The sequence below is a fragment of the Paracoccus sp. SCSIO 75233 genome (genome assembly GCF_027912675.1).
Classification (GTDB): Bacteria; Pseudomonadota; Alphaproteobacteria; order Rhodobacterales; family Rhodobacteraceae; genus Paracoccus.
Window position 1 is genome coordinate 522,944 of record NZ_CP115757.1, and the last position, 14,103, is coordinate 537,046.

General features: G+C 63.8%; 12 protein-coding genes. 6 read left to right on the plus strand and 6 right to left on the minus strand.

Annotated elements, in window-relative coordinates; all coding sequences use genetic code 11:
• The first annotated feature begins 46 nt into the window (after positions 1–46).
• Genes PAF12_RS02575 through PAF12_RS02595 form a run of 5 tightly spaced genes read left to right on the plus strand, consistent with a single transcriptional unit; the run spans position 47 to position 4,581 of the window.
• Entirely contained in the window at positions 47–1,015 is a 969-nt protein-coding gene (locus tag PAF12_RS02575) for an ABC transporter ATP-binding protein (protein ID WP_271108454.1), read from the plus strand.
• Positions 1,012–1,986: an ABC transporter ATP-binding protein gene (locus tag PAF12_RS02580; protein ID WP_271108455.1), complete on the plus strand. Its 975-nt coding sequence runs from the start codon at positions 1,012–1,014 to the stop codon at positions 1,984–1,986. Before PAF12_RS02575 ends, PAF12_RS02580 begins: the two co-directional genes overlap by 4 nt.
• Positions 1,983–2,915, plus strand: coding sequence for an ABC transporter permease (locus PAF12_RS02585; RefSeq protein ID WP_271108456.1), 933 nt, complete (start codon positions 1,983–1,985; stop codon positions 2,913–2,915). Before PAF12_RS02580 ends, PAF12_RS02585 begins: the two co-directional genes overlap by 4 nt.
• Positions 2,908–3,768 (plus strand): ABC transporter permease, encoded by an 861-nt coding sequence (locus tag PAF12_RS02590; RefSeq protein WP_271108457.1) that lies wholly within the window; start codon positions 2,908–2,910, stop codon positions 3,766–3,768. Before PAF12_RS02585 ends, PAF12_RS02590 begins: the two co-directional genes overlap by 8 nt.
• Before the next feature lie 3 nt (positions 3,769–3,771).
• Positions 3,772–4,581 (plus strand): glycerophosphodiester phosphodiesterase family protein, encoded by an 810-nt coding sequence (locus PAF12_RS02595; protein ID WP_271108458.1) that lies wholly within the window; start codon positions 3,772–3,774, stop codon positions 4,579–4,581.
• 33 nt (positions 4,582–4,614) lie between these two features.
• On the opposite strand, the gene guaD is transcribed toward PAF12_RS02595, so the two are convergent.
• The 5 genes from guaD to xdhA form a co-directional block, all read right to left on the minus strand.
• Complete coding sequence (guaD, locus tag PAF12_RS02600) at positions 4,615–5,919, minus strand: guanine deaminase (protein WP_271108459.1); 1,305 nt, start codon at positions 5,917–5,919, stop codon at positions 4,615–4,617.
• 30 nt (positions 5,920–5,949) lie between these two features.
• A complete protein-coding gene (locus PAF12_RS02605; protein WP_271108460.1) occupies positions 5,950–7,251 on the minus strand; it encodes an NCS2 family permease in 1,302 nt (433 codons plus the stop codon).
• Between the two features lie 64 nt (positions 7,252–7,315).
• Positions 7,316–8,167, minus strand: coding sequence for a xanthine dehydrogenase accessory protein XdhC (gene xdhC / locus PAF12_RS02610; RefSeq protein WP_271108461.1), 852 nt, complete (start codon positions 8,165–8,167; stop codon positions 7,316–7,318).
• Positions 8,168–8,171: 4 nt separating this feature from the next.
• On the minus strand, positions 8,172–10,490 hold the full coding sequence (xdhB, locus tag PAF12_RS02615; protein ID WP_271108462.1) for a xanthine dehydrogenase molybdopterin binding subunit: 2,319 nt from the start codon (positions 10,488–10,490) through the stop codon (positions 8,172–8,174).
• A 14-nt stretch (positions 10,491–10,504) separates the two neighbouring features.
• The gene (gene xdhA / locus PAF12_RS02620; RefSeq protein ID WP_271108463.1) at positions 10,505–11,965 is read right to left on the minus strand and encodes a xanthine dehydrogenase small subunit; all 1,461 of its coding nucleotides are present in this window, start codon (positions 11,963–11,965) and stop codon (positions 10,505–10,507) included.
• 182 nt (positions 11,966–12,147) lie between these two features.
• On the opposite strand from xdhA, the gene PAF12_RS02625 reads away from it, so the two are divergent.
• Positions 12,148–13,080, plus strand: coding sequence for a LysR family transcriptional regulator (locus tag PAF12_RS02625; protein ID WP_271108464.1), 933 nt, complete (start codon positions 12,148–12,150; stop codon positions 13,078–13,080).
• 22 nt (positions 13,081–13,102) lie between these two features.
• Here the strand turns inward: PAF12_RS02625 and bhcR are convergent, their stop codons facing one another.
• On the minus strand, positions 13,103–13,939 hold the full coding sequence (gene bhcR / locus PAF12_RS02630; RefSeq protein ID WP_271108465.1) for an HTH-type transcriptional regulator BhcR: 837 nt from the start codon (positions 13,937–13,939) through the stop codon (positions 13,103–13,105).
• Between the last annotated feature and the right edge of the window lie 164 nt (positions 13,940–14,103).

Below are 14,103 nucleotides of genomic sequence, written 5' to 3' on the forward strand. Positions count from 1 at the left end.
CTCACCGGGGGCGGCGGCCTGCTGCCCCCGGTTTCTGGAGGAAGCGATGTCCATGCCACCCGCCCCCGCTCTTGAACTGGAAGATCTGCATGTCGCCAGCAGCGACGGCATTTCCATCCTGCACGGCGTCTCGCTGAGCCTTTCGCCGGGTGAGGTGCTGGGGCTTGTCGGTGAATCCGGCTGTGGCAAATCCATGACCGGGGCGACGGCTATGGGGATGCTCCCGCCGGGTCTGTCGCTGCGGTCGGGCAAGGTGCGGATCGGCGGGCAGGAGGTGCAGGATCTGGATGAGTTGGCGCTGTCCAGATTGCGCGGGCAGAAGATCGCCCTGATCCCGCAGGACGCAACCGCCAGCCTCAACCCGACCAAGACGATTGGAAAACACCTGACCGAGGGGCTGCGCCGGCATCGCGGCATGTCCCCGGAGGCGGCGCTGACCGGGGCGCGAGAACTGCTGGAGCGGGTCGGGCTGACGCCTGCGGAGAAATGGCTGCGCGAATATCCGCACCAGCTATCGGGCGGGATGAACCAGCGGGTTGCCATTGCGCGGGCGCTGACCGGCGCGCCTGACATTCTGATCGCGGATGAGCCGACAACCGCGCTGGACGTGACCACGCAGGCGCAGATCCTCGATTTGCTGCTGGGGCTCGCCCGGACGCGGAATCTGGCGCTGCTGTTCGTGACCCATGATCTTGGCGTTGTGGCGCAGATCGCGGATCGGGTTGCCGTGATGTATTGCGGCCGCGTGGTAGAAACGGCGCCGGTCAAGGCGTTCTTTGCCGCGCCGCTGCATCCTTATTCGGCCGGTCTTCGCGCCTCGATCCCGCCGCTGGATGCGCGCCGGACCATTGTGCCCTTGCCGGGGACGGTGCCAACGCCCGGTGCTTTGCCGGAAGGCTGCGCCTTCCACCCCCGTTGCGGGCGGGTTCTGGAACAATGCCGGAAAGACCGTCCGCCACTTGAGGCTTTTGGGGCGGGCAAGGTCGCCTGCTATGCGGCGAGGGCTCCGGCATGACGGAAGTGCTGTGTGTGGAAGGCGTCTCGCGCAGCTTCAGGCGGCGCAGATTTCTGGCCCCGCCCGATGTCACCCACGCTGTCCGCCCCGTCGATCTGCGCCTTGAGGCGGGGGAATGCCTTGCCATAGTTGGTGAGTCCGGCTGCGGCAAATCCACGCTCGGGCGGCTCGCGCTTGGTCTGCTGACGCCTGACAGCGGGCGGGTCACCTGTCTGGGTCATAATCTGGCGGAGCTGACGCAAACCGAATTGCGGCGGCTGCGTGCGCGGATGGCGCTGGTGCATCAGAATCCGCTCGGGGCGCTCGATCCAAGGCGGCGCGTGGGCGAACAGATTGCCGAGCCGCTGCTGATCCATCGGCATCTGGACCCCGGCAGCGAGGTCGGGCGCAGCGCGATGATGGGCGAGGCGATGCGGGCCGTGTCGCTGGACCCGACGCTTGCGAACCGTTTTCCGCACCGGCTGTCCGGCGGGCAGCGCCAGCGTGTCGTGATCGCCCGCGCGCTGATTACCCGGCCCGAGCTGATGGTTCTGGATGAGCCCGTCTCGGCACTGGATGTCTCGGTTCAGGCGCAGATCCTCAGCCTGCTTCAGAAGATCAAGGCCGAAACCGGCGTCGGCTTCGTGTTCATCTCTCATGATCTGCGGGTGGTGCGGCAACTCGCTGACCGGGTGGCGGTGATGTATCGCGGTCGGATCGTCGAGGAAGGCCCGGCGGAGCTTGTGCTGGACCGGCCCCGACATCCCTACACCCAGCTTCTGCGTCAGGCGGTGCCGCGTCTGACACCGGGTCAGCCGATGCAGGTCGAGAGCAAGCCCTCCGACGCGCCGCCCGAAACCGGATGCGCCTTCGCGCCGCGATGCGCGCTGGCGCAGGACGCCTGCCGGAGCGCCGTGCCGGCCCTGTCTGGGCGCGACGATGGCCGGAACGTCGCCTGTTTCGCGCCGGATTTTGCGGAGGTGGCAGCATGATCGCCTATTTCCTGCGCCGGGGCCTGCGGGCGCTTATCACGCTTTGGGCCGCCGTGACCTTCTTCTTCATCCTGCTGCGGCTGGACGTGGATATCGGGGTGCTGGCGCTTGACCTGACCGCCTCGCAAGAGGCGATCGACGCGTTCAACACCCGCTGGGGCTACGATCAGAGCATTCTGGAACAATACCGCATCTGGATCGCGGGCGCGTTGCAGGGGGATTTCGGATATTCCTTCCGCGACGCGCGACCGGCGATTGAATGGGTGACGGAGCGTTTGCCCAAGACGCTGCAATTATCGCTCGCCGGTTTCGCACTGATGATCCTGATCGGCGTGCCGGCGGGGCTGATCGCGGCGATCAAGCGCGGCACGGCGACGGACCGGACCATCATGGGGCTTGCGGCGGCCGGTTACTCCCTGCCGAGCTTCGTTCTGGGTCTGACGCTGATGTATGTCTTTGCGGTTTTCCTGCAGGTCCTGCCCAGCACCGGCAGCACGACATGGGCGCATCTGGTCCTGCCTGCCGCAACCTATGGTCTGACCGGCGCCGCAGGTATTGCGCGTTTCACCCGTGCCGCAATGCTGGAGGTGCTGGGGCGTCACTACATCACAGCCGCACGCGCCGCCGGGGCCAGCCCGCGCGAGGTGATCCTCGGTGATGCTGCACCGAATGCGGCGATCCCGGTGGTGACCATGCTGGGGTTTTCCGCCGGTCAGCTGATCGGCCACGCGGTGATCGTGGAAACCGTTTTCGCCTGGCCGGGCCTTGGGCAAGGGCTGATCTTCGCGGTGGCGAACCGCGATCTGGCCGTGGTTCAGATCATGGTAATGATCTTCGCGGCCTTCATGATCGCGGCCAATTTCCTTGTCGATATGCTGTACGGGCTGCTTGATCCGCGCATTCGCACCGGCGGAGCAAAACATGGCTGATATTGCTGTACATCCCGCCCCGAAAGAGCGTTTGCCGTTGTCGCTGCGGCTCGCGGCGGGCTGGCTGGTTCTCGTGCTGGTTCTGGCGGTGTTCGGGCCGTTCTTCGCGCCTTACGGGCTGAACGAGCAGGATTTTACCGCCCGTTTCGCGCCGCCGGTCTTCTTCGGCGGCAATTGGGCGCATCCACTTGGCACCGACCAGATCGGGCGCGATCTTTATTCGCGGTTGCTGACGGCGATCCGCATCTCTCTGCTGCTGTCGCTTTTGGGGACGGTGATCGGGATGATTATCGGCACCACGCTCGGTATCCTTGCGGCGCATTTTCGCGGACTGATCGAAGACCTGATCATGGCATTGGTGGATTTTCAGGCCTCGCTGCCCTTCGTGATCTTCGCCATCGCAGCCCTTGCGGTGTTCGAGGCGAATTTCGTGACCTTTCTGATGATCCTCGGCATCGCCGGGTGGGAGCGTTATGCAAGGCTGGTGCGTGCCCTTGTGTTACAGGCGCAGAATGACGGCTATGCCGATGCGCTCGACAGTCTCGGTGCGCATCCGGCGCGGATCTATCTGAAGCATGTTCTGCCGAATATCTTCGGCGCGGTTTCGGTCCAGATGACCATCAATTTCCCGGAGACCATTCTTCTGGAAACCGGGCTGAGTTTTCTGGGTCTGGGCATTCAGCCGCCCTTCACCAGCCTCGGGCTGCTGGTGGCGGATGGGCGGGCCTATATTTTCCAGGCGATCTGGCTGATCGCCTTCCCCGGCATCGCAATTTTCCTGACGACGCTGTCGGTCAGCCTTCTGGGCGACCGCGCGCGCGACCGGGCCGATGTTTTATCGAGAAAGGACTAGAGCATGGTGCATTTTCTTCAGGCGCGCGAACGGGTGCTATTATGCGGGCATCGGGGGCATTCGGTCGATGGCCATGAAAACAGCGCCGAGGCGCTGGACCTCGCGGCGCGATACGGGGCGGACATCTGCGAGATCGACCTGCGGCTAAGCGCGGACAAGGTCATGGTCGTGTTTCACGATCAGTTTCTGGACGAGACCTCGACCGGCACTGGCGGGGTCAGCGAGCATGGCTGGAGCGAGCTTCAAGACCTGCATCACGTCCTGCGCGGAACGGAAACGCAGGGCGCGCGGCTGTCGCGGCTGGAAGATATCCTCGATCATGCGCTTCGGATCGGCATGAATCTGGTGATCGAACTGAAGGACAGTTTCGACGATCCCGCCCTGATGGCGCTGCTTTCGCTGATCCGGGACCGGCAGGCGCTTGACCGGGTGCTGATAAGTTCCTTCGATCATGTGATGCTGAAACGGCTGAACGATCTGGACCCGGAAATGCTGACATTCGGGATCGTCCATGCGCGGCTCTGCGATGCTGTTGCCGTGGCGAGGGCCGGGGGGTTCCAGGTGATCTCGCTCGACTATCCGGCGGCGGCACTGGCTGATGCGGGCGCATTGCGGCAGGCGGGGCTGACGGCGACGCATCTGGTGCGGGGGCGGGACCATTACCTGCGGGCCGGTGCGCGCGGCGTGGCGGAGCTTGAGATGGTCGTTCAGGCCGTCCGCGCCGGTGATATCGGCATTCTGTTCTGCGACGACGTGGCGTGGGGAAGCAAGGTGCGGGACGCCGTGAATGTGCGCGACCTGCTGGCGGATTGAGCCTTCCCGCAAAGGCCGGGGGCCAGCAGCCCCCTAACCCTTCATCGCCGCACCAGCCACATAGACCTGCGCGACAGCGCGGTCGTCACCGAGCGTTTGCAGGATAAACAGCTCTTCGGACAGCGTCGCCGCCCGTGCCATGCGCAGCGCCATTGCCGGGGTGGCACAGGGGTCGAGCACGACGACATCCGCCTCGCTTCCCGGTGCAAGCGTGCCGATCTTGTCCTCCAGCCCGAGGACGGAGGCATTCCCGCGCGTGATCCAGTGGAAGGCGCGCAGCGGGTGCTGTTTCTGGCCCTGCAATTGCAGGATCTTGTAGCCTTCGTTCAACGTGTGCAGCATCGAATAGCTGGTGCCCGCGCCGACATCGGTTGCGATGGCATTCTCGATTCCGCGCGCCCTGAGCCCGTCATTGTCGAACAGCCCGCTGCCAAGAAACAGGTTGGAGGTCGGGCAGAACACCGGCTTTGATTGCGTGTCGGCAAGGACATCGATCTCGCGCGGTTTCAGATGGATCGCATGGCCGAGCAGCGCTTTCGGGCCGAGCAGGCCGTATTTCTCATAAACCCCCAGATAATCCGGCGCGTCGGGATAAAGTTCTGCCGTAAAGGCGATCTCGTCATGGTTTTCGCTCAGATGCGTTTGCAGGTAGCAATCGGGATGCTCCGCCACCAGAGCGCCCGCCAGCTCAAGCTGCTCCGGCGTCGAGGTGATGGCGAAACGCGGGGTGATGGCGTAATATGCGCGGCCTTTGCCGTGCCATTCGGCAATCAGCGATTTGGTCTCGTCATATCCCGTCTGTGGCGTGTCGCGCAGCCCGTCTGGTGCATTGCGATCCATCATCACCTTGCCGCCGATCATCCGCATATTCCGGCGCGCTGCCTCGGCAAAGAACGCATCGGCTGAGGATTTATGGACCGAGCAGAAGGCGACGGCGGTTGTGGTGCCATGTGCGGTCAGCAGGTCGAAGAAGTGACCGGCCATTTCCGCGCAATGCTGGGGGTCGGCGAAGCGGGTTTCCTCGGGGAAAGTGTAGTTATTCAGCCAGTCGAGCAGTTGCGCGCCCCAGCTTGCAATCACCTGCACCTGCGGGAAGTGGATATGCGGGTCGATGAAACCCGGCATCAGCAGATGCGGCCGGTGGTCGATTACGGTGGCGTCCGGGGCGCATGGGGCGACGTCGTCGAAGCCGCCCCGTGCCACGATCAAACCGTCTGCCATCAGGATCGCGCCGTCCTCGATATAGCTGTAGGCGTCGCGGTCGGTTTCATCGACCGGCTCGGCGTGGAAATCGAGGATGCGTCCCCGAAGCAGCGTTTGACGTGATGTTCTGGTCATGGGTTCAGGGTCCGATATGGCTGTGCCGGGTCATTCCGTGAAGAAGGCGAAGCGGATGACGAACAGCGCGGCGACAACCCAGGTTGCGATATGGACGTCTTTCGCGCGCCCGGTCAGCAGCTTGATCAGCGCATAGCTGACAAAGCCGAAGGCCAGCCCGTTGGCGATGGAGTAGGTGAAGGGCATCATCAGCGCGGTCAGCACAGCCGGTGCGGCCTCGGTGACGTCGTCCCATGCGATCTCGGAGAACTCGCGGACCATCAGGCAGGCGACATAGAGCAGCGCCGGTGCCGTGGCATAGGCCGGGACCGATCCGGCCAGCGGGGCGAAGAACATGGCCAGCAGGAACAGCACCGCAACGACAAGCGCGGTCAGCCCGGTGCGCCCGCCCGCCTGCACGCCGGAGGCGCTTTCGACATAGGCCGTGGTGGAGCTGGTGCCGAGCATGGATCCGGCGAGAATGGCCGTGGAATCCGCCATCAGGGCGCGGCTCAGTCCCTTATTGGTGTGGGCTGGTCCCTCGGTCAGCAAGCCCGCACGTTTGGCGACGCCGATCAGGGTGCCGGTGGCGTCGAACACCTCGACCAGCACCATGACAAGGATGACGTGGAAGATCCCGACCGTGAGCGCGCCTGCCAGGTCGAGCTGCATGAAGGTCGGCGCGATGGAGGGCGGCATGGACATGACCCCGCCAAACGCGCTTGCGCCGAGGACGATCGACAGCACCGTGATCGCCAGAATGCCGATCAGGATCGAGCCGCGCACTTTCAGCGCATCGAGGGCCGCGATGATGAAGAAGCCCGCGACCGCCAGCAATGTGCCGGTCTGCGTCAGATCGCCCAAACCGACCAGCGTGGCCGGGTTATCGACGACGATGCCGGAGCTTTGCAGCGCGATCAGGCCGAGGAACATCCCGATCCCCGCGGCAATCGCGCTGCGCATGGAGGTCGGGATGCCCGCGATCAGCCAGCGTCGGATGCCGGTGACGGAGAGGAACAGGAACACCAGACCGGAGATGAAGACCGCCCCCAGAGCCTGCTGCCAGGTAAAGCCAAGCGCGCCGACCACGGTAAAGGCGAAGAACGCGTTCAGCCCCATCCCCGGTGCCATGCCGATGGGCCAGTTTGCCCAAAGCGCCATGATCGCCGAGCCGAGGGCTGCGGCAAGACAGGTGGCGACAAAGACCGCGTCGCGATCCATGCCGGTTGTCGACAGGATGTCCGGGTTGACGAAGATGATATAGGCCATGGTCAGGAACGTGGTGATCCCGGCGACCACCTCTGTCCTGATATTGGTGCCGTTATCCGACAGTCTGAATAGTTTCTCTAACATGGTTCCTCCCACGAGTGACGGCCCGGCTTCCTCGGCAGGGCATTCGGGTTACTTTGACAGGTGTTTACAAGGCTGCGATGCGCGGGATGCTGTCCCATCCCGGATCATATGCGGCGGAGGTTTCGGTGAGTGTGGTCATCACCTCGGCCACCACCAGTGATGCGATGACCGCAGGCCGCTTGTCGCGGCTGCCGCCCGCGCCGATGGGGCAGACCAGCGATGCGTCCGACAGCCCGCCACATTGCGTCCGGCACCATTTGCGGAATTTCGCCCGCTTGGTCGACGATCCGATCATGCCGACATAGGCGGCGTCACCGCGTTGCAGCGCGGCGGAGGCGAGCAGGAAATCCAGCCCGTGATCATGGGTCAGCACGATAAAGGCGCTGCCCGGCGGGGCGGACATGATGTCGAATTCCGGGATCGCGCTGTGCCGCGTCTCGACAGCTGCCCGGCTCATCGCCAGTTCGTCCTTGCGCTGATCCACCAGAACGGTGCGCAGCGGCAGATGCTGGAACTGATCGGCAAGGGCGCGCCCGACATGACCGGCGCCGAGGATATAGACCGCGGGCAGCGCGTCATCCGCCGCCTGTGCGTCAATCAGCGCTTTTTTCCTGTCCTGCCCGCTCATCCGCGTGGCCCGGATCTCCACCCAGCCCCCGCAGCACTGCCCGATTTCGGGCCCGAGCGGGATTTGCAGTTGCAGCGCCATATCGCCGTCTTTCAGCATGACGCGCGCGGCCTCGATGGCGCGGTATTCAAGCTGACCGCCGCCGATGGTCCCGCAGATGCTGTCGTAGCGGACGAACATCTCCGCACCCAGCTCGCGGGGGGAGGAGCCGCGCAGATCGGTGATGCACAGATGCGCAACCGGGCCGGGCGTGTCGAAAAATTCGCTGAGCAGGCTGCTGAATTTCATCGCCCTATCCTCCACGCTTCAGCCGCTCGACGGCCATCAGCACCCGTTCCGGCGTGGCCGGCGCATCAAGGCGGGGGCATTCGCGGTAATCCGCCACGCTCGCCACGGCCATCGAAAGCGCCTCGAACACCGAGATTCCCAGCATGAAGGGCGGCTCGCCCACGGCCTTCGACCGCTTGATCGTCATCTCCCGGTTCTCCGACCAGTCGGCCAGTGCCACATTGAAGATGCGGGGCCGGTCGCTTGCCAGCGGGATTTTATAGGTGGAGGGCGCATGGGTGCGCAGCCGGCCCTTGTCGTCCCACCAAAGCTCCTCCGTGGTGAGCCAGCCCATGCCCTGAATGAACGCGCCCTCGACCTGTCCCTTGTCGATCACCGGGTTCAGCGAGCGGCCCACGTCGTGCAGGATATCTGTCCGCTCCACCCGGTACTCGCCGGTCAGCGTGTCGACGGAGACCTCGGAACAGGCCGCGCCATAGGCGTAGTAATAGAACGGACGCCCGGTTCCGGCGGCGCGGTCCCAGTGGATATTCGGGGTCTTGTAGAACCCTGCCGCCGACAGGTGGATGCGGGCCATGTAGGCCTGTCTGATGAAATCGGGGAAGGGGATGACCTCGTCACCGATCTGCACGGCATTCGCGACGAAACGCACATTGGCCGGATCGGTCTGCCAGCGTTCGGCGGCGAAGGCGATCAGCCGCGCCTTGATCTGCTCGGCTGCATCCTTCGCGGCCATGCCGTTCAGGTCCGATCCGCTGGAGGCCGCCGTGGCCGATGTGTTCGGCACCTTCTCCGTCGTGGTGCGGGTGATCTTGATGCGGTCGAAATCGACCTGAAACACGTCGGAGACGACCTGCGCGACCTTGGTGTTCAAGCCCTGACCCATCTCCGTCCCGCCGTGGTTCAGCGCAATCGAGCCGTCATTATAGATATGGATCAGTGAGCCCGCCTGATTGTAATGCGTCGCCGTGAAGGAGATGCCGAATTTGACCGGCGTCAGCGCGATGCCGCGCCGGATGATGCCGCCGCTGGCATTGTCGCGGATGACCGCCTGACGACGGGCCTGATAATCGCAGCTTTCCTCAAGCTCGGCCACGATCCGCCCGATGATATTATCCTCGACCTTCTGGTGATACGGGGTCAGATCGCGGCCCTCATCGCCGTAGAAATTCGCTTTCCTGATGTCGAGCGTGTCCTTGCCAAGCGCATAGGCGATTTCCTCGATCATCCGTTCGGCTGCGATCACGCCCTGCGGCCCGCCGAAACCCCGGAACGCGGTGTTTGACACCGTATTCGTCTTTTGCGGGCAGGATGTCAGGCGCACATGCGGGTAGAAATAGGCGTTATCGGCATGAAACAGCGCCCGATCCGTCACCGGCCCGGACAGGTCGGCGGAATAACCGCAGCGGGCCGCGAAATGGCCCTCTACCGCGTGGATATGCCCGTCATCGTCGAAGGCGACGTCATAGTCGATGACGAAATCATGGCGCTTGCCGGTCGCGCTCATGTCCTGATCGCGGTCGGGGCGGATCTTGACCGGGCGGTTCAGCTTCTTGGCGGCGACGGCGGCGGCGGCGGCGAAGATGTTCATCTGGCTTTCCTTGCCGCCGAACCCGCCGCCCATGCGCCGCACATTCACCGTCACCGCGTTTGACGGCACGCCGAGCACATGGGCCACCATATGCTGCGCCTCGCTCGGATGCTGGGTGGAGCAATGGACGATTACGTCCTCATCCTCCCCCGGCATGGCAAAGGCGATCTGGCCTTCCAGATACATGTGATCCTGACCGCCGACCACCATCCGGCCCTTGATGCGCCGCGACGCATCGGCCTGACCGCGCTGTACCTGACCGCGTTCAAGCTTCAGCGGCTCGGTCACCATCGGCATTCCCGCTTCCTTCGCGGAAACCGGGTCGAGCGCATGGGGCAGGGGGGCGTATTCGACCTCCGCCAGCACTGCCGCACGGCGGGCGGCGTCGCGTGTCTCGGCCACCACGGCAAAGAGCGGCTGGCCGTGATATTCGACCGTTTCCGTCGGAAAGACCGGCTCGTCATGGCGGCCCGTCGGGCTGATGTCGTTTTCGCCCGGAATATCCTCGGCGGTCAGCACATCGACGACGCCCGGTGCCTGCCGGACAGGGCCGAGATTCATGGATTTTATCCGCCCATGCGCCACGTCCGAGACGCCGAAATAGGCGTGAAGCGTGCCATGCGGTTCCGGGATGTCGTCGGTATATTCCGCCCGGCCCGAGACATGCTTGATCGCACTGTCATGCGCGACATTCTGATGGGCCGCGCCGGAAACGCCTTGTGCGTCTGTCATGTTCTGCACCCCGTTCATGCGACGGCCAGACGGACGGGCTTGTCCGAGCCGCTGTTTTCCAGAAAGAACCGCCGGATCAGGTTTTGCGCGACCAGCAGCCGGTATTCGGAGGAGGCGCGCCAGTCGGTCAGCGGCGTGAAATCCTCTGGCAGCGCGGCGGCGGCGCGTTCAAACGCCGCTTCGCCCCAGTCCTGCCCGATCAGCGCCGCTTCGGCGGCTGCTGCGCGCTTCGGTGTCGCGGCCATCCCGCCGAATGCGATACGCGCGCCGGTGATCCTGCCTTCCGAGACCGTGACACTGATCCCTGCCGCCACGGATGAAATATCCTCATCGCGGCGTTTGGAGATCTTGTAGGCCGCATCGATCTGGCCCGGTTCGGGGCGGGGGATGCGGATGCTGGCGACGAAATCCCCGGCCTCGCGGTCCTGTTTGCCATAGTCGATGAAAAAATCCTCCAGCGGCAGGCTCCGCGCGCCATCGGCTTTCTGCAGCGTCACCTCCGCGCCAAGGGCGATCAGCACCGGCGGTGTGTCCCCGATGGGCGAACCATTGGCGATATTGCCGCCGACCGTACCCATATTGCGCACCTGCCACCCCGCGATCCGGTCCCAATACGGGCCGAGATGCGGGAAGGCGTCACAGATTGCCGGTTCGGCCTCGCTATAGGTGACGCCTGCGCCGAGTGTCAGGGCCTCGTCGGTCAGCTCGACGGTCTTGAGATCGTCCAGGTGATTGATGAACACGACCGGCGAGATCGGGCGCATGAATTTCGTCACCCACAGCCCGACATCCGTCGAACCGGCGACAATCGTCGCCTTCGGGTTTTCGGTCAGCACCTGCGCGAGGTCCGCCGCATCGAGGGGCAGGATCGCGCGGTCATCCTCGGGACCGGTCACGATCCGCGCCCGCTGTTTCAGTGCGGCAAGCTGTGTCTTCAGGCCCTCCCGCTCCTGCGTCAGGTAGTCGTTCGCGGGGCTCCCATAGCTGTTGACGGCAAGCGCGGCCTTCACGATCGGCTCGTAACCCGTGCAGCGGCAGAGATTGCCTTGCAGCGCGGTCTCGATCTCGGTGACACTGGGTTGGGGGTTGCCCATCCAGAGCGCATAGAGCGACATGACGAAGCCCGGCGTGCAAAAACCGCATTGGCTGCCGTGATGTTCGACCATTGCCTGCTGAACCGGATGCAGCCGTCCTTCCGGGCCGGCAAGATGTTCGACCGTTACGATATGGCACCCGTTCAGCGAGGCGAGGAAGCGGATGCAGGCATTGACCGTTTCATACCGCAGCGCGCCCCCATGCAGCCTGCCGATCAGCACCGTGCAGGCCCCGCAATCGCCCTCTGCGCAGCCTTCCTTGGTGCCGGTCAGGCGTTTTTCGATCCGCAGATAATCAAGCAGCGTCCGCGTCGCCGGGACGTCGCGGCAGGTGATCTGTTCTCCGTTCAGGAGGAAGCGTATCTCGGAAGATTGGGTCATCTGGCTGTCCGGTTTCTGGCTTTCGCTGGTGGAACGGATTTAACCCTAGCGCGGGTGACTGCATCGAAAAACGGCCGCTATCGGGAAATTCTTTCAACACACTGTTGAAAATGATAGCGTGATTCATCGCCGTTTGGGAGGGGCGTTGATGAAAGGTTTCCGTGAAACGACAGGTGCCGGTCATGGCGTATCTTGAAAGCCTGCGGGTTTTCACGCGCGTCGTCGAACTGGGCAGCATCACCTCTGGCGGGCGCGACCTGCGGCTGACCCCGGCCGTCGCCAGCAAGCGGATCAAGGAGTTGGAGCAGCATCTTGGCGTGCGGCTGTTCAACCGCACCACCCGCTCCCTGACGCCGACGGAGGTTGGCAAGCGCTTCTATGCGGAGGCGCGTCGGGTGCTGGAAACCATCGACCACGCGGAAACGGTCGTGGCCCAGTTCGCAGCCGTGCCGCATGGCGTCATCAGCATCACCGCCCCGCTCGGGCTGGGTCGCCGCATCATCGCGCCGCTGATCCCGGAGTTTTCCGATCAGTATCCCGGTATCGAAATCAGGATGCGGCTGTCGGATCGCAGGGTCGATATTCTGGCCGATGGGATCGATCTGGCGTTTTTCGTCGGCAGCCCGCCGGATTCGAGCCTCAAGCTGCGCAAGCTGGCCGATTGCGTCCGCGTTCTTTGCGCCGCGCCGTCATATCTGGAGCGGCAGGGCGTCCCGCAGGAGCCGGAGGATCTGCTGAAAGGCCATAACTGCCTGCTGCTGCGCTATCCTCGCTCGCCCGAATATTACTGGATGCTGAACACCCCGCGGGGCGTGCAGAAATTCGAGGTCTCGGGCCGGTTCGATGCCGATGATAGCGACGTGCTGACTGATTGGGCGCTGGCGGGGGCGGGGATCGTGAACAAGCCGTTATTCGACGTTGCCGAACATCTCGCCTCAGGCCAGCTTGTCGAGCTGCTGCCGCAATCGCGCCCGATGCCGTCGATTTTCGGCTGTCTTTATCCGCACCGGAAATTGCAGGACCCGAAGATGCGGCTGCTGGTCGATTTCGTGGCGGAACGCGGGCTGAAGGCGATGCGTCAGGATGCCGGGCGCTATGCGGGGAAATCCGGCTGAGATCGCCTCAGCCGGCAAGATGTCAGCGCGCTTCGCCGCCAATCGCATAGGTCAGTTCGCGGGCGGCGTCGATCACCGGGCGGCTGAGATGTTCAACCGCGTCCGTTCCGATCCGGCTTGTCGGCCCAGAGACGGAAATCCCGGCGGCGGCCTCGCCATGCATGTCGAAAACGGGTGCCGCGATGCAGCGCATTCCCAGTGTTTTCTCTTCATTATCGACCGAATAGCCGCGTTCGCGAATGGCATTCAGATCGGTGGCGAGCTGGGCGGGATCGGTTATGCTGTGGCCGGTGAAGGCTTCCAGACCCGATTTGCAGACGATCCGGGCAACGCGCCGCGCATCCATCTGTGCCAGAAGCGCCTTGCCGATGCCGGATGCGTGCATGGGTGACAACGTGCCCGGCGGGAAAAAGGCGCGGATGCTGGCATGGGTTTCGACCTGACTGACAAACAGCACCGATGCGTCGCTTTCAATGCCGAGATTTGCCGTCTCGCCGGTTTCCTCCATCAGCCTGCGCAGGATCGGGCGTGCGCGTTCGACCAGGCTGGTCCGGCGCAGGAAGCGGGCACCGATGACAAACGCGCGCGGGCCGATATGCCAAAGCTGCTGTTCCTCGTCGAACTCCACCAGCCCGCGCCCCTCCAGCGTGACGAGGATGCGATAGACCGTGGCCGGGGACTGGCCCATCTCTTCGGCAATGACGCCGAGCCGTTTGCCCTGCGTGGCGCTGATGAACTCGAAGACTTCCATCGCGCGATCCAGCGACTTGATCGTGTTCTGGGCCGTGTTGTCGGCCCAGCCCCGTGGCCTGCCGCGCGCTTTTCGATGCTCCGGGGGAGCAGTTTCTTGGGAAAGCATAAGCACCATCCTGCAACTCATGAAAAGGAAATTCACGATATGAAAAAAATAACACACTGACAAATAAGGTTTTTATTTGCGCAAGTCAATCCGCCCCGTTCAATTCGAAAAAATTCCGATCTCTCAGCGGCTTCCCTATGGTCATTCAGACGATGGAGGGAGAC

What these genes read in the sequence shown, in the direction of transcription:
- bhcR (WP_271108465.1), bottom strand. Translation starts at nt 13,939, where the DNA reads ATGCTTTCCCAAGAAACTGCTCCCCCGGAGCATCGAAAAGCGCGCGGC.
- xdhA (WP_271108463.1), bottom strand. Translation starts at nt 11,965, where the DNA reads ATGACCCAATCTTCCGAGATACGCTTCCTCCTGAACGGAGAACAGATC.
- xdhB (WP_271108462.1), bottom strand. Translation starts at nt 10,490, where the DNA reads ATGACAGACGCACAAGGCGTTTCCGGCGCGGCCCATCAGAATGTCGCG.
- PAF12_RS02585 (WP_271108456.1), top strand. Translation starts at nt 1,983, where the DNA reads ATGATCGCCTATTTCCTGCGCCGGGGCCTGCGGGCGCTTATCACGCTT.
- PAF12_RS02580 (WP_271108455.1), top strand. Translation starts at nt 1,012, where the DNA reads ATGACGGAAGTGCTGTGTGTGGAAGGCGTCTCGCGCAGCTTCAGGCGG.
- PAF12_RS02605 (WP_271108460.1), bottom strand. Translation starts at nt 7,251, where the DNA reads ATGTTAGAGAAACTATTCAGACTGTCGGATAACGGCACCAATATCAGG.
- PAF12_RS02595 (WP_271108458.1), top strand. Translation starts at nt 3,772, where the DNA reads ATGGTGCATTTTCTTCAGGCGCGCGAACGGGTGCTATTATGCGGGCAT.
- xdhC (WP_271108461.1), bottom strand. Translation starts at nt 8,167, where the DNA reads ATGAAATTCAGCAGCCTGCTCAGCGAATTTTTCGACACGCCCGGCCCG.
- PAF12_RS02625 (WP_271108464.1), top strand. Translation starts at nt 12,148, where the DNA reads ATGGCGTATCTTGAAAGCCTGCGGGTTTTCACGCGCGTCGTCGAACTG.
- PAF12_RS02590 (WP_271108457.1), top strand. Translation starts at nt 2,908, where the DNA reads ATGGCTGATATTGCTGTACATCCCGCCCCGAAAGAGCGTTTGCCGTTG.
- guaD (WP_271108459.1), bottom strand. Translation starts at nt 5,919, where the DNA reads ATGACCAGAACATCACGTCAAACGCTGCTTCGGGGACGCATCCTCGAT.
- PAF12_RS02575 (WP_271108454.1), top strand. Translation starts at nt 47, where the DNA reads ATGTCCATGCCACCCGCCCCCGCTCTTGAACTGGAAGATCTGCATGTC.